The 15,979-nt window shown below is 33.3% G+C and carries 16 protein-coding genes and 1 tRNA gene; 6 read left to right on the top strand and 11 right to left on the bottom strand.

What is annotated here, in order from left to right:
* Positions 1-254: 254 nt before the first annotated feature.
* From eno to IEU88_RS11630, 6 genes are all read right to left on the bottom strand, one after another.
* Positions 255-1,559 carry a surface-displayed alpha-enolase gene (eno, locus tag IEU88_RS11655; RefSeq protein WP_096810655.1) on the bottom strand — a complete coding sequence of 435 codons (1,305 nt, stop codon included), beginning with the start codon at positions 1,557-1,559 and terminating at the stop codon, positions 255-257.
* Positions 1,560-1,753: 194 nt separating this feature from the next.
* Positions 1,754-3,271, bottom strand: coding sequence for a 2,3-bisphosphoglycerate-independent phosphoglycerate mutase (gpmI, locus tag IEU88_RS11650; RefSeq protein WP_103372938.1), 1,518 nt, complete (start codon positions 3,269-3,271; stop codon positions 1,754-1,756).
* Between the two features lies 1 nt (position 3,272).
* A complete protein-coding gene (tpiA, locus tag IEU88_RS11645; protein ID WP_103372937.1) occupies positions 3,273-4,034 on the bottom strand; it encodes a triose-phosphate isomerase in 762 nt (253 codons plus the stop codon).
* A 70-nt stretch (positions 4,035-4,104) separates the two neighbouring features.
* Positions 4,105-5,295 (bottom strand): phosphoglycerate kinase, encoded by a 1,191-nt coding sequence (locus tag IEU88_RS11640; protein ID WP_103372936.1) that lies wholly within the window; start codon positions 5,293-5,295, stop codon positions 4,105-4,107.
* 131 nt (positions 5,296-5,426) lie between these two features.
* Entirely contained in the window at positions 5,427-6,434 is a 1,008-nt protein-coding gene (gap, locus tag IEU88_RS11635) for a type I glyceraldehyde-3-phosphate dehydrogenase (RefSeq protein WP_096810659.1), read from the bottom strand.
* Positions 6,435-6,473: 39 nt separating this feature from the next.
* Positions 6,474-7,502: a sugar-binding transcriptional regulator gene (locus IEU88_RS11630; protein ID WP_096810660.1), complete on the bottom strand. Its 1,029-nt coding sequence runs from the start codon at positions 7,500-7,502 to the stop codon at positions 6,474-6,476.
* Positions 7,503-7,867: 365 nt separating this feature from the next.
* Between IEU88_RS11630 and IEU88_RS11625 the strand changes: the two genes are divergently transcribed.
* Entirely contained in the window at positions 7,868-8,095 is a 228-nt protein-coding gene (locus IEU88_RS11625) for a hypothetical protein (RefSeq protein ID WP_096810661.1), read from the top strand.
* A 248-nt stretch (positions 8,096-8,343) separates the two neighbouring features.
* On the opposite strand, the gene IEU88_RS11620 is transcribed toward IEU88_RS11625, so the two are convergent.
* Positions 8,344-9,066, bottom strand: coding sequence for a DUF4887 domain-containing protein (locus tag IEU88_RS11620; protein ID WP_103372935.1), 723 nt, complete (start codon positions 9,064-9,066; stop codon positions 8,344-8,346).
* Between the two features lie 290 nt (positions 9,067-9,356).
* Here IEU88_RS11620 and IEU88_RS11615 point away from each other — a divergent pair, with 290 nt between their 5' ends.
* A complete protein-coding gene (locus tag IEU88_RS11615; protein ID WP_096810663.1) occupies positions 9,357-9,548 on the top strand; it encodes a hypothetical protein in 192 nt (63 codons plus the stop codon).
* Positions 9,549-9,916: 368 nt separating this feature from the next.
* On the top strand, positions 9,917-10,813 hold the full coding sequence (locus IEU88_RS11610; RefSeq protein WP_096810664.1) for a TIGR01777 family oxidoreductase: 897 nt from the start codon (positions 9,917-9,919) through the stop codon (positions 10,811-10,813).
* 510 nt (positions 10,814-11,323) lie between these two features.
* Here the strand turns inward: IEU88_RS11610 and clpP are convergent.
* Entirely contained in the window at positions 11,324-11,908 is a 585-nt protein-coding gene (clpP, locus tag IEU88_RS11605) for an ATP-dependent Clp endopeptidase proteolytic subunit ClpP (protein WP_096810665.1), read from the bottom strand.
* A gap of 151 nt (positions 11,909-12,059) precedes the next feature.
* On the opposite strand from clpP, the gene IEU88_RS11600 reads away from it, so the two are divergent.
* Positions 12,060-12,131: transfer RNA gene (locus IEU88_RS11600), tRNA-Arg, on the top strand.
* Between the two features lie 169 nt (positions 12,132-12,300).
* On the opposite strand, the gene IEU88_RS11595 is transcribed toward IEU88_RS11600, so the two are convergent.
* From IEU88_RS11595 to fosB, 3 genes are all read right to left on the bottom strand, one after another.
* On the bottom strand, positions 12,301-13,059 hold the full coding sequence (locus tag IEU88_RS11595) for a hypothetical protein (RefSeq protein ID WP_103373621.1): 759 nt from the start codon (positions 13,057-13,059) through the stop codon (positions 12,301-12,303).
* Positions 13,060-13,492: 433 nt separating this feature from the next.
* The gene (locus tag IEU88_RS11590; protein ID WP_103373622.1) at positions 13,493-13,939 is read right to left on the bottom strand and encodes a GNAT family N-acetyltransferase; all 447 of its coding nucleotides are present in this window, start codon (positions 13,937-13,939) and stop codon (positions 13,493-13,495) included.
* 12 nt (positions 13,940-13,951) lie between these two features.
* On the bottom strand, positions 13,952-14,371 hold the full coding sequence (gene fosB, locus IEU88_RS11585; RefSeq protein WP_103373623.1) for a FosB/FosD family fosfomycin resistance bacillithiol transferase: 420 nt from the start codon (positions 14,369-14,371) through the stop codon (positions 13,952-13,954).
* A gap of 235 nt (positions 14,372-14,606) precedes the next feature.
* Between fosB and IEU88_RS11580 the strand changes: the two genes are divergently transcribed.
* Both IEU88_RS11580 and IEU88_RS11575 read left to right on the top strand, forming a co-directional pair.
* Entirely contained in the window at positions 14,607-15,197 is a 591-nt protein-coding gene (locus tag IEU88_RS11580) for a hypothetical protein (RefSeq protein ID WP_176579748.1), read from the top strand.
* A 593-nt stretch (positions 15,198-15,790) separates the two neighbouring features.
* The gene (locus tag IEU88_RS11575) at positions 15,791-15,970 is read left to right on the top strand and encodes a hypothetical protein (protein ID WP_103373604.1); all 180 of its coding nucleotides are present in this window, start codon (positions 15,791-15,793) and stop codon (positions 15,968-15,970) included.
* Positions 15,971-15,979: the final 9 nt, after the last annotated feature.

Here is a 15,979-nt window from a genome sequence, read left to right as displayed (position 1 = left end):
AGCCTTGCTATTGCATAAGTCCTACTAAGCTCAATTTTCAATTGAGCAAGTTCTTTCATTGGTTACAATAGCCTTGCTATTGCATAAGTCCTACTAAGCTCAATTTTCAATTGAGCAAGTTCTTTCGCTGTTTACAATAGCTTTGCCATTGCATAAGCCCCACTAACTCAATAATTTGAGAAGTGGGGCTTTAAAAAACACGCAAGTCAAATGACTTGCGTGTTAGCGCGTGAACTCTTTATTTAAGATAAATATTATTTATCTAAGTTGTAAAATGATTTGATACCGTCAAATTTGCCTGTTTCGAATAATTCATCTTCAATACGTAATAATTGATTGTATTTAGCAATACGATCTGTTCTTGATAATGAACCAGTTTTGATTTGACCAGCATTTGTAGCCACTGCAATATCAGAGATTGTAGTATCTTCAGTTTCACCAGAACGGTGGGATACAACTGCTGTATAACCAGCTTTTTGAGCCATTTCAATAGCATCAAATGTCTCAGTTAATGTACCAATTTGGTTAACTTTGATTAAGATAGAGTTACCGATACCTTTTTCAATACCTTCTGATAATTTAACAGTGTTTGTAACGAATAAATCGTCACCGACTAATTGAACTTTATCACCGATACGATCAGTTAATACTTTCCAACCATCCCAGTCATTTTCATCCATACCATCTTCAATTGAGATGATTGGATATTTGTTAACTAATTCTTCTAAGTAGTCAACTTGTTGTTCTGCAGTAAGTTTAGAACCATTTTCACCTTCAAATTTAGCGTAGTTGTAAACGCCGTCTTCAAAGAATTCTGATGAAGCACAGTCAAAACCTAAGAATACATCTTTACCAGGCTCTAAGCCAACTGCTTTAATCGCTTCTAAAATAGTTTCTACAGCATCTTCAGTGCCTTCAAATTTAGGAGCGAAACCACCTTCGTCGCCTACTGCTGTTTCTAAACCACGGTTTTTAAGGATTGATTTTAAGTTGTGGAAGATTTCTGCTCCCCAACGCAATGATTCTTTAAATGTTTCAGCACCAACTGGCAAGATCATAAACTCTTGGAATGCGATTGGCGCATCAGAGTGAGAACCACCATTTACAATGTTCATCATTGGAACTGGTAATTGTTTACCGTTGAATCCACCTAAATATTTATAAAGTGGTTGGCCTAATAAATCAGCTGCTGCACGAGCTACTGCAATAGAAACACCAAGAATAGCGTTCGCACCTAATTTACCTTTGTTTTCAGTGCCATCTAATTGAATCATCATTTTATCAATAGAAACTTGTTCTAATACTGAAAACTCACCTTCAACTAATTCTGGTGCAATAATTTCGTTAACATTTTCAACTGCTTTAGTTACACCTTTACCTAAATAACGTGATTTGTCTCCGTCACGTAATTCTACCGCTTCGTGTTCACCAGTAGACGCACCTGATGGTACAAGTGTACGACCAAATGCGCCACTTTCAGTTAATACTTCTACTTCAACTGTTGGGTTACCACGTGAGTCAAGGACTTCGCGAGCGTAAACATCTGTAATAATTGGCATGTTTGTAATCTCCTTTTTAATAAGTAGTTTAGAAATATTAAATTTCATCTTCATTATAGCCATAAATGCTATAAATACAAATAATTTAATTATTTTCCTTTAATTTTGCGTGCCATACGTTTTACAAACATTTTATAACATATGACACGTTGTTATACTTTTTACTAAGCAATCATTTAAATTTTCGCATTGTATTAATGTTTAATTAATGATTCACCAGTCATGTCTTCGGGCTGTTTTACGTTTAACAAATCTAATAATGTTGGTGCTAAATCACCAAGACGTCCTGTTTCGCGTAAATCCGCGCCTTCTTTAGTAACAATAACTGGTACTGGGTTCGTTGTATGTGTTGTCATTGGTTGTTCATCGTCAGTCAACACCATATCTGAGTTGCCATGGTCAGCTGTAACAATCGCATGACCGCCCATATCAATGATTTTGTCTACAACTTCACCTAGACATTCATCAACTGCTTCAATCGCTTTAATTGTTGGTTCAAGCATACCGCTATGACCAACCATATCAGGATTAGCAAAGTTTAATAGGATTAAATCTAAATCACCTTTATCTAACTCTTCAATAAGTGCGTCTTTGACTTCATAAGCACTCATTTCTGGTTTAAGGTCATAAGTTGCAACTTTAGGTGAATCAATTAAACGACGACGTTCACCTTCAAATTCATCATTGCGACCCCCGCTCATGAAATAAGTTACATGTGGGAATTTTTCTGTCTCAGCAATACGTAATTGTTTGAGACCATTATCTTGTGCAACTTCACCAATTGTATTAGTTAAATCGACTTTTTCAAATACAATTTCTGCGTCAACATTATCGTTGTATTTTGTAAACGTTGCATAGAATAAGTCATTTACTTGCTCGACTTTAAAGCCTTCAAATGCTTTATCTGTAAAGATTTCAGACAATTGTCCAGCTCTGTCAGGACGGAAATTATAAAAGATAACTGCGTCTCCATCGTTTACACCGTTATTTTGGTCTTTAACAATGAATGGTTCAACAAATTCATCAGTTAAGTCTTTAGCATAGTTTGCTTCCACGCCAGCTTTAGCTGAATCAAATGTTTCTCCGCCAAAGTTACGAATTGCATTATAAGCTTTTTCTTCTCTATCCCAACGTTTATCACGATCCATTGCGTAATAACGTCCAGATACTGAGGCAAATTGCCCAATACCAAGTTCATTAAATTTGGCTTCAGTTTCTTCGATATATTTTAATGCAGATTTTTGATCTACATCGCGTCCATCTAAGAATGCGTGAACATAAACTTTTTCGACACCTTGCTTTTTAGCTAATTCAAGTAAAGCGAATAAATGTTTATAATGACTGTGTACGCCACCATCTGATAATAAACCAAAGATATGGAGCGCTGAATCATTACTTTTTGTGTGTTGAATGGCATTGTTTAATACATCGTTTTCAAAGAAGTCGCCATCTTCAATAGATTTATTGATGCGTGTTAAACTTTGATAAACAATTCGTCCAGCGCCGATATTCATATGTCCAACTTCTGAATTACCCATTTGACCTTCAGGGAGTCCAACATCCAAACCACTTGCTTCAATTTGTGTTGTTGGGTACTTACTATAATAACGGTCAAAGTTAGGTTTATTAGCTAGTTTTACAGCATTACCGTGTTCGCTTGCTCTGTTTGCAAAACCATCTAAAATAATTAATGCAGTTGGTTGTTTAGCCATATTATTTTGCACCTTCTAACAATTGTACAAAATCATCCACTTTAAGTGACGCGCCGCCTACTAATGCGCCATCAATGTCTGATTCTGCCATGTATTCTTTAATGTTGTTAGGTTTTACGCTACCGCCATATTGAATACGTGTTGCATCGGCAACTGCTTGGCCTGATAAGTCAGCAATTGTTTCTCTTACAAATGCACACATTTCGTTTGCGTCTGTTGCAGTAGAAGATTTACCAGTACCGATTGCCCAAATCGGTTCATAAGCAATTACCACTTGTTTTAATTGTTCATCTGATAAGCCTTCAACTGCTTTTTTCACTTGATTGCTGACAATTTCGTTAGCTTTTCCACTTTCGCGTTCTTCATCAGTTTCACCAACACAAATAATTGGTGTCATACCATGATTGAATACAGCATGTGCTTTTTTATTAATATCTTCGTCAGTTTCGTGGAAAATTTCACGACGTTCTGAGTGTCCAATGACCACATATTTTACACCTAAGTCAGCTAATGCTACTGGTGATGTTTCACCAGTGAAAGCACCATTATCTTCATAGAATGCGTTTTGCGCACCAATTTGTAAACCTTGTGCTTTTCCTTCATTAACCAATGTAACTAAAGCGTCTAATTGAATTGTTGGAGCACAAATTACTGATTCTACCTCTTTTGTATCTGGTAATGCTGGTAATTCGTTAATAAAATCTTTAGCTTCTTGAACTGTTTTATTCATTTTCCAGTTACCCGCAATAATTGGTTTTCTCATTATATACACTCCTATTAGTAAATTATGATTAATTTCTGTTTAACCATGTCTAGCTTTTTTAATCAAACGATTATTTATTAGCAATCGCAACGACACCTGGTAATTCTTTACCTTCAAGATATTCTAATGATGCGCCACCGCCTGTTGAAATGTGACTGAAATCATCAGCGTATCCTAGCGAAATAGCTGCTGCAGCTGAGTCGCCACCACCGATGATTGTGTTCGCATCTTTCATTTCAGCGATTGCTTCACAAACACCAATTGTACCTTTAGCAAAGTTACTAAATTCAAATACACCCATAGGTCCATTCCACACCACTGTATGCGCACCTTGTAATTGTTCTTTGAATAGTTCCACTGTTTTTGGACCTACATCCATTGCTTCTTGATCTGCAGGGATATCATCTACAGAAACTTCTGTGATTACTGCGTCATTTGAAAATTCTTTCGCCACTTTACAATCAACAGGTAAAACAATTTGATCACCAGATTTTTCTAGTAATTCTTTAGCAAAGTCAACTTTATCTTCTTCTAATAATGATAAACCAATTTCTTTACCTTGTGCTTTAAAGAATGTGTATGACATACCGCCACCGATAAGTACTTTGTCTGCAATTTTCAATAAGTTAGTAATGACGCCAATTTTATCTGAAACCTTAGCGCCACCAAGAATTGCAACTACAGGTTTATCAGGGTTTTCTACGACGCCACCTATATATCTAATTTCTTTCTCCATTAAGTAACCTGCAACAGTTTCTAAGTGAGCTGCAATACCTACGTTAGAAGCATGTTCACGATGTGCAGTTCCAAATGCATCATTTACGAACACATCGCCAAGTGATGCCCAATATTTACCTAATTCAGGGTCATTTTTAGATTCTTTTTTACCATCTAAATCTTCAAAACGTGTATTTTCTACTAAAAGTACGTCACCTTCATTTAAACCTTTAATAGATTGTTCTAGTTGCTCACCGCGTGTTTCAGGAACAAATACAACGTCTTTATTTAGTTTTTCAGATAATGCATTAGCTACTGGTTTTAAAGTCAATTCTGCTTTATCACTTTCTTCTTTAACTTTACCTAAATGAGAGAATAATACGACTTTCCCACCTTGTTCAACAATATATTTAATTGTTGGTAAAGCTTGGACAATGCGATTGTCGTCAGTAATTTCTCCATCTTTCATCGGTACGTTAAAATCCGCACGGACAAGTACAGTTTTACCTTTTAACTCTAAGTCAGATACAATTTTTTTTGCCATAAAATCTTCCTCCTTTAAATGAATGAATAAAGTAAAAATAAGCGGAGAAGCGTTGAGCTCCCCGCTTACTCCTAAGCTTATTAATTCAATTTAACAATGCTAATGCTTGCTAAATTTAAGTTAACGTCACCTTATTTAGCGTGGCTAGCTAAATAGTCTAGTGTACGAACTAATTGTGAAGTGTATGACATTTCGTTATCGTACCAAGCTGCTACTTTAACTAATTGACGGTCGCCAACTGTCATAACACGAGTTTGTGTCGCATCGAATAATGAGCCATAAGTCATGCCGATTACATCAGAAGAAACGATTTCGTCTTCAGTGTAGCCGAATGATTCGTTTGATGCATTTTTCATTGCCTTATTTACGTCTTCGATGTTTACATTTTGTTCTAATACAACTGTTAATTCAGTTAATGAACCAGTTGCAACTGGAACACGTTGCGCTCCACCGTCTAATTTACCATCAATTTCAGGGATTACTAGGCCGATAGCTTTAGCAGCACCTGTTGAGTTAGGGATAATGTTTTCAGCAGCTGCACGTGCACGACGTTTGTCACCTTTTCTATGAGGCGCATCTTGTGTACTTTGGTCACCAGTGTATGCGTGGATTGTAGTCATGAAGCCTTCGATTAAACCGAATTCATCATTTAACACTTTAGCAACTGGAGCTAATGAGTTAGTAGTACATGAAGCACCTGAAACAACTTCTTCAGAACCATCTAAAGTATCGTGGTTAGTGTTGTATACAATTGTTTTCAAGTCACCTTTAGCTGGTGCAGAGATTAATACTTTTTTAGCACCTGCGTTGATGTGCGCTTCTGCTTTTTCTTTTTCTGTGAATAAACCAGTACATTCTAATACTACATCGATATCTAAGTCTCCCCAAGGTAGTTTACTTGGATCTGGTTCTGAGAATGATTTAACTTCTAATCCGTTAACGCGGAAACCGTCTTCTTCAACTTCAACTTCTCCTGTGAAGCGACCTTGTGTAGTGTCATATTTTAATAAATGAGCTAACATTTCATCATCTGTTAAGTCGTTTACTGCTACAACATCGATTCCTTCTACGTCTTGAATTCTTCTGAATGCTAGACGACCAATTCTACCAAAACCATTAATTGCTACTTTAACTGCCATTATAATGGCCTCCTTTAAAATGATATTTAAAAAGTGGAATCACTTTTTATTACTATTGTTAACGATAACGCTTGCCGCACCCTCATCTGTAATTAACACAGTATTTTTAGGCGCAATCGAGAGGTAAGCTTTAATAGCTTCTCCTTTTGATTTACCCCCAGCTACGGCAAAGATAAACTTTTTCGAAACAAGATCTTCTAATTGAAGTCCAATCGTTTTAACTTTGTGAACGATTTGCCCTTGTTCGTCGAAATAATATCCAAATGCTTCTCCCGAGGCATTGTGATGTTGAAGTTTTTCAATAACTTCACTAGGTGATTGACGTCTTCGCGCCATCTTCAGCGCATCACCAATGCCGTGGATTGTAATATTAGCTTCTCTAATTTTCTCTAAGGTGTGTATGACTGATGGTTCTAACATAAGTGTGTTATAAGTGGTTTCACTTACATTATCTGGAACGTATAGCGTTGTATAATCGCCATCAGTCTGCTGCGCCATACTTGCTGCAATAGTATTCGCTTGGTATACAACATTTTCACCAAGGCCACCTCGTGCAGGTACAAAAAATACATCATAAGGTTGATGATGCATGGCTTCACTTACGTACGCCATTGTAGAACCGCCTGTTACTGCAACAGTTGCGTGGTCATACAATACGTCTTCAACGAGTTGTCCAGCCTGTTTCGACAGTTCAATTTTAACTGCTTTGTCAGTATCTGAATCACCTGGAATAACATAGACATCTTTGATGCCGTATTTTTCCTTGATAACTTGTGCAAGTTGATGATCGTCTGAGTAAACATTAAAATAACTGTTTAATTGACGGATGGTCGCTTCGCCAGCATCCGTTATTTCCATACCTGTAGGTTTGACTTTAATTAGTTCCTGTTTCTTCAATACATCAGTCTCAGAACGAAGTACCCTCTCAGTTAAATTCATATATTCGCTTAAACTACGTCTACCTACGGGTTGATATTGAGCAATAGTAGTGAGAATCGAAAAACGACGATACATTTTTTCAACAAGTTCTGGCACTAATTTTTGTTGAATCTTTATCAAGTCTTTCACTACTATCCTCCTCCGTTTCTATATTCAAGGGTCAGGTTCTAACCATAGATTGACTTTTTACGTCCCTGGTGGGACAAAAAAATATAACCTCTTATATTTGCAATAATACTACTATATATTTAAAAAAGCAAGAGAAATACTTATCCATTAATAGAAGCTAATCTAAGTTGTCTTATTTCTCTTTATATACTATAAATTACCCTTTAAGGTTTTCATTAATCATTTTCTCATTATTATTTTAAATATAATATAAAAGCTATCAGATTAAGTAATTTCATTTACGATGTGGGTTTCATTGAATCAGTCCCTTAATACGATTAAAATAAATATAAAAATAGTTCATATTTTAGAAGGGAGGGATGCACGTGGCTAATGATAAACATCCGGAAGTGATAGATCCAGACGATAAGCGCTATAAAGATGACGACTATTTTAAACAAAACAAAAACCCATCCCATAAAAATCGTTATCAATCATTTAACTATAATAGACAAGTAGGCTGTCACCTAGGACCATTTGGTTGCCTTGGGGGTTGTGTTTCACTCATACTTTTATTTTCATTAATTTCATATTTAGTTAGTTTATTATTCTAAAACATGAAGTTGTACATATAAATTCAATACGTTTTCATTTCTAAAATATGAACTGATTACATCAACCAACTGCGTGCATAAATACTGCTAACTCAATCATTTGAGAGGTGTTGGTGCTTTGCATTTATTACCCAAGTCCCATAAAAAAGGCTGAAACATCATTATGTTTCAGCCTTGAATATTGTATTAACAGTAGTGGACTGGAATAAAAATATAAAGCACTTCTTTCAAAGTAACATGCTTCAATTTTAATCATCCTCTGATGATTGTGAACTATCTTCTGAATTTGAATTATTATTTTGGGTAGAGCGTTGTTCTGTATTTTCTTGAGCACTTCGTTGTTGTGTAGAAGGTTCGCTTGTTTTTTCTTCTGTTGACGGTTGAGAGGTTTGTTCCTCTGTTGATGGCTCAGATGTTCGTTCTTCTGTTGTTTTCTCTTCTGTTGACGGTTCATTTGTTTTCTCTTCTGTTGACGGTTCATTTGTTTTCTCTTCTGTTGACGGTTCATTTGTTTTCTCTTCTGTTGATCGTTCTTCTGTTGTTTTTTCTTCAGTAGATTGTTCTTCCGTCGTACTTGGTTCTTTTGTTTTTTCAGGTGAGTTGTCCTCTTCAGTCGTTCTTCTTTCTTGTGTTTGGGATTGTTGCGTCTGTTGGGTTTGAGGAACTTGCTGTGTTTGTTGTGTTTGTTGTGTTTGTTGGGATTGCTGTGTCTGTTGTGTTTCTTCAGTTGATTCTTCTGTTTGCTTATCCTTTTGTTCTTTCGTTTTCTCTTTTTTCTTGTCTTTTTCTTCTTGCTTTTGATCTGCTAAACGTTCATTGGCTTTATTCGAATGGTCTACAAAGGCAAAAATTGCGAAAATCAAACCGCCTATGAGTAATAGGACAATGACGCCGCTTATAATTTTTGCAAGACCACTCATTTTTTTCTTGTCTTTTTCATCAAAATCATTATTTTGATTATGTTTAGGCATATGCTCCCCTCACTTCAGCTTATATCAACTCATTATTTTATAATGGCTTTTAATTTTATATCAGAACTATATTTTACACCATTTCTTTTATTAAACAACCATATTAACTTCATTTTAATACGGTTGTTACTTTGTCGGCATAACTATAGTAAACTATATATAATGTGCTTTATATTATGTGCTTTATATTATGTGCTTTAATTTAATAGTAATCTAATTTGAACTGGTGGTTCAACACTTTTATTAAATTATTTTACTATACCCTAATCATAACAGGATGTGACTAGATTATGAATAAACAAGACTTATTTAATAATATTAACCAAGACCACCAGTCGAAACCCAAAGGCTTACGTCATATGATGACCGAAAATGATTATGACGATTCTAAATTGCAAATAAGGGCACGTTACAAATTTTTCATATTAACTGTTTTCTTACTTTTTATTGCTTTTGGCATTATTAAACTATTTATTTTATAATATGAAGTGATTCACTTGTATGTGAATACTTCCAATAAGATGATTCATTATCCATCTGATTATTTAATTTTACAAGTATAAATTAAATAGGCCTACACGCTACGCGCATAGGCCTCTACTAAAGGGAGTCAAAATTTTACCTTCGCTAGTATATTATGGGGTATACTCGAAATAATTAAGAGATGATTAATTAATATCGAAGGTACCTTTATTATAACGACATATCATTTGATTTTAAATACATCTATCAGGAAGTAAATGACATATTCTTGAACAAAATTCAAATAAATTTTGTCTTTCAAATCTAAAAGATTGATCTACTTTTAATGTTAGCAATGCTTAACATTACAATTCTATGAGGTGATAAAATGAAACACTATCTAATAACAGGCGGTACAGGTCTAGTAGGCACTCAACTCGTTAACGCTATTAAACAAAGCGACTCACATATAACCATTTTAACAAGACAATCACTTTCAACATCACATCCTAAAATCACATATGTAAATTGGTCGGAACCGAATTGGGAAGATAAAATTCCAGATATTGATATTGTAATCAATTTAGCTGGTGCGAGTTTAAATAAACGATGGACTGCTTCGCACAAACAAAACATTATGTTAAGCCGCTTACAAGCTACTCAAGCATTGTTCGACCTCTTTAAAAACAGACAACAAAAACCATCTATATTCTTTAACGCGAGTGCGGTTGGTTATTATAGACCTGACTTAACACGTACTTACACTGAATTATATCAAACACTCCCATTTGATTTCTTATCAGAAGTCGTTTATCAATGGGAACGACTTGCATGTCAATTCGAAACATTAGGTACACGCGTGATTATTGGCAGATTTGGTATGGTTCTATCAAGTGAAGGGGGTGCTTTGCCACTAATGAAGTTACCCTATGACTTAAATGTAGGTGGAAAAATTGGGACAGGCAGACAATGGTATTCTTGGATTCACATAGAAGATTTAACAAGAGGTATATTATATACGATAAACAACGATAAAGCGTCTGGTGTATATAATTTTACATCACCTATGGCAGAGCATCAGAACATGTTCGGTTACACGTTAGCAAGAGAAGTACATCGACCACATTATACTTGGGTGCCGTCGTTAGCTCTTAGATTAGTCTTAGGAGAAATGTCTACGGTTATTCTCGATACTCAAAAAGTACTACCTAATAAATTACAAGCGATAGACTTTAAATTTAAATATCCAAACCTAAAACTTGCACTTGAAAACTTAGTCCAGTAGGAAGGTAAAAAGTAACTATGAAACATGATCGTTTTTCGCAAATTTTATTATTTATTGCAGGTCTATTACTCATATTAAATAGTGTCTTTGCATTGGAACAATCATTAATAATAATTATAATTTCAATTACTTTGTTCATTTTAGGTTTGTTAACACTGGTTATTGCTTTAATATTATTTTGTAAAAACAAACTGTGTCACCCGAAACAATGTTAGGAAGTGGGATAGAAAGAACACGTGTCGGAAATAACTTTTGTCACTTCCTCCTTGGTTAAGAAGATTAAGTAAAAAACATAAAAAATTGAAATGCTTTTGATTCTATACTGTTACTGTCTAAATAATATTCAAAGCCGAGATATTGTTCATGCCCAATCTCTTCCAAAATTGATTATGTTTTAAAAAAGACGAGTCACGTATGGCTAATCCACTACTATTGTTAAACATACATAGGGAAGGATTAGCGCAACAATGTGACTCGTCTTTTTCACTCATTTATTTATAAAATAAATTATTATGATTCTGGTATCATTACTTGATCAATTAAGCCATATTCTTTAGCTTCTTCAGCTGATAAGAAATTATCACGGTCAGTATCTTTTTCAATTTGTTCAATTGATTGACCAGTACGTTCAGCTAAAATTTTATTTAATTTAGCACGTGTTTTTAAAATATGGTTAGCGGCAATTTCAATTTCAGTTGCTTGACCTTGGGCACCGCCTAGTGGTTGGTGAATCATTACTTCAGCATTCGGTAACGCGAAACGTTTACCTTTCGCGCCTGCGGAAAGTAAGAATGAACCCATTGACGCTGCCATACCAATACAAATCGTTTGTACATCTGGTTTAATGTGTTGGATTGTATCATAAATCGCAAATCCGGCAGTTACACTACCACCTGGAGAATTGATATAAAGATAAATATCTTTTTCAGCATCTTGCGCTTGTAAGAATAATAATTGTGATACGATAGAGTTAGCTACATTATCGTCGATTTGTGAACCTAACATAATAATACGGTCTTTTAATAAACGTGAGTAAATGTCATAAGCACGTTCCCCACGGTTTGTAGTTTCAATTACTGTAGGTATTAAATTCATTAATATTGCCTCCTTATTTCTAACTGATAAATTTATTTTAACCTAAAAGTCAAATATGGTCAAAAAATAACGCTTGGATTTTCAACAAACCTAAAATATTATTGTTGACCATTCCTCATTTGATTTGTACACTAATATTATTGTTATTTATCCCCTCGTAGTGTAATGGATAACACATAAGATTCCGGTTCTTAGGATAGGGGTTCGATTCCCTTCGAGGGGATTAATAAGTTATTTTCTCATTTTTACCCGATATCACTAGTTGTCAAAACACTTGTGGTGTCGGTATTTTTTATATTTTATAGTGTCATTCGTTTTGATACGTTTTGAATTTCGCGTCCCCATTTAGTCCCCATTTTTATTTTAAGTCCAATATCTCTCAATTATAATAACTATGCATTTATTATTGAAGTCACATTAGCTATTTGTCTTCTTTTATTTACTGTAGTTTCAATAAAACCATCTTTATCTTTCCATTCACCAGCAATAACAATTTTAGCTTTGTTTTTTCCTATTTCAAATATTTCACTTTTCATCTTAAAGAAATAATCTTTATCCTTGAAATATACTTTTAATTCCCTATCGCCATATTTAAAAAACATTAATTTTTCTCTTGAGGAATAGCCATTAAAAAAAGGTAAAACCACTTTTTGACCCTGAAAACCGTCTAAATAATCATTGAAAACTCTACCATCAAGAAAACAATCTCTAATTAGCATATCATCTAAACAACTGTTCGGTGAATATTGTCTACAAATTTCAGTAAATGATCGTAAGTTAGTAATTTTATTAGTTCTATCATAATCATCATTATTTGTACTATTACTAATATTACGTTTAATTGGATTATTAATTTTTAGTATATTTTCAATGAAAGAATCAAAATTAAAATTTTCTCTATCTTTATCATTATAGCCACCGCTTTTATCATATTCGCATCCATCTTTATGTTGATTATCTTTAAATCTAGCACTAAATGTATTGTATTCTCTACCTTTACTAGAAATTACTAAAGTTAACTTTATACCACATCCTATACAATAATACGTTTTGTTTCTATGATTGTCATTCAAATCATAAGCATTCACTTCTTCATAGATAATCTCATTCTTTGTATCTTTACCTTTAATAACTTGCGCAGTAGTTGCCATAAGTAACCTCCTCTTTATTATTGTTTTGATAATTTTCTTCTAAATAATAATCTTAAACAAGATGAATTTAAAATTAATACCACTGGATAATTTTCATTTATGTACAATTAGACTTTTTTGTCAGTTTGCTATCGTCCAATTTTAAACAGTACCTATTAGTCTTTTTTGGATAACAGTAAGTGGTCATTTTTGACCGTGTACATTGGTTACTCTTTTTTCAGAAACCAAACCAAGTACTCATTTTTAGTTTATACTTTTATATATTGGTTAGACATTTTTGTCCGACCAAACTATATAATTATTTTTGAGTAATAGCTTTTGTTTCATTAAATAACTTAATATATAGTTCTGACATTCGTTCTGTGCTGCATCGAGAAATGAATTAACGTATAGTTGTTCGTTTGGCATTCAATATCTATCCATGCATATCATCTTATTCTAAGCTTTTAGAGAATCCAGATGACTTATTTTCAAAACCATTATTTTTATAAAAACTATGAGCGTTATCTCTTTCTTCTCTATTACCACTATTTAAAGTGATTGCTTTACATCCTAATTGAGTTGCTAAAATTTGTGACTCTTTTAATAAAAGTGTTCCATAGCCTTTTTCTCTATAATTAGAATTAATAACAAATGTTAGTAAACGCATATACTCACCATTCTTTTCATAAAACATCATTTTGCACATACCACTCAGACCGATTATCACATCATCTTTTATTAAAAGTAACAAATAATAATCTTCATGACTGTATATCTTTTTCAAACGATTAACTAAATTCTTTGTTATTGTTGGGTAACCTAAATCTTCATATAAAATTAGCAATTCTTTAATTTTGTTTAAATCGTGTTCTTCAAATAATCTTGCTTCTATTGTCATAATATAACCTACTTATATATAAAATTTCATATGTGGCTTTTCTTTTTTATAATAGTCTAACCTATCTTGTAATGTACCTGTATGTAGCTCAAACTTATGGCCATCTGGATCAGTGAAGTATATTGATTTTTTATCTCTTACGTCTCTAGTACGTCCTTCTAATATATTCACATTGTTATCATTTAACCACTGATACCATTCTTCAAATTCACTTTCCTCTATTGTAAAAGCCATATGCGTATATGAGTATTGAATTTCATTTCTAGGTATATCTTTTTCTTCGTTAAGCGCTAGCCACAGGCCCCCTAATATGAAATACGCTGTTTTGTCACTTTCCACTAAAATTTTTGCCTTTAAAATGTCTTTATAAAAATTAATCGACTTACTAATATCTGATACTGAAAAAGTAACGTGATTTATAGATTGAATCATATATACGCTCCTAAATAGATTAATTTACAGAATATTCTAACATAAATCCATGTAAAAAGACCCACTATTTAAAATTATTGCAACGTTTTTAACTGATAGTGCTACATAATTTTTTATCAAAATGTAATATAAGTATATTCATAAATACTATTTTTAATCATAACTTTTTGTTATCACCATAAATTTTTATGTATAGTACAATTAAGTTAACAATTTATTTTTTAGGGGTGTGTAAATGAAAAAGATATTATTTTTATTATTAGCAAGTTTCTTAGTGTTAACTGCATGTGGTCAAGAAGAAAGCAAGTCGGAAGATAAGAAAGAAACAAAGTCATCTGAAAAGGCTGCCAAAAAGAAAGATGATAAAAAATCCGAGGATAGAAAAGACAAATCAGATGATAACTCTAATGAAGAAGTAGCATCACAAGATGAAAGTAATGAACAACCTTTTCAATCGCAAGAACAAGTGAATACACAAGAACAACAGACGGCACAACAACCTATTAAGTCGCAAGAGAAAGCACAATCTGAAGAACAACAAAACTTACAAGGGGGTAATAACGAGCAATCAAATGTACCTGCTGGTGACGCTATGTTTGGTGAATATAAAGATGATGGTACTTATTGTACAGTTGGTGGTTGTTTAACACCTGAACAACAAAAAGACCAAGAAGAAGCGAACTATGAAGAGATGGAAAATCAAGGATATTCTCGTGAAGAGTACGACGAAATTCAGAATAAAGCAGCAGAATTGCAACAACAAAGAGACAATGGAGAAATTTCATCAGAAGAATTTACGGATGGTTATCTTGAATTATATGACTGATAATTCTATTTAACATATTTTTACATGGGCGTTTAACTATGCCCTTTTTATTTTATCTCCACAATATCTTTTAAATTAATCTAGTTTTATATGTAATAATTATTTTGCACGCCAAAACATCCCCTAATTATAAGTAAAAGCGGGAGACTTAAAAATAATAAAAAGAGGATGTAGTGATCTAATTGAGTATAATTAATGTTTGGGAGTATAATCATAATATCCCCTATTATTTTATACTCAAACCTAAAAGTTGAAAAAATAAATAAATGGGAATAAAAATGCACTTTTTATAGGAATATCCCTACTATTAAAAAAGATAGAGGAATCCTAAAATAATAGCAGGAATATAGAGGTGTAATTAAGATGATTACCAATTAGTGATTCAATAGTAATGTTCCACTTATTTTTATGTTTAAACTCAAAAAAATAACCTTTTTAGTTTATGTATTTTTTATCTTTTCTTTTATAAAACCGTAGCCCAATTAACGCATATGTTAAAATGCGTTTCCTTATGGATCGGTTTTATATCTTTATTCCTATATATGTTATATAGTTAATTTGTTGTACCAATTAGATAATCAAGGAGGTTATATATGAACTACAAAAAAGAAATCGACAAAATAGGTTGGAACACAAAAGAAGTAGAAAATAGGGTTGAAAGTTTAATAGAAGATGAAGTTATAAGTTCAAAAGAAGATGACGCCGAAAATATAGAGGATATTATTGAAAAAGAAGACAATAATCCTACACTGAATGAGTTTTTAAATAAATAAAAAAGCGCC

The organism is Staphylococcus nepalensis (assembly GCF_014635045.1).
Lineage (GTDB): Bacteria > Bacillota > Bacilli > Staphylococcales > Staphylococcaceae > Staphylococcus > Staphylococcus nepalensis.
This window is presented reverse-complemented; position numbering and strand designations above follow the sequence as displayed.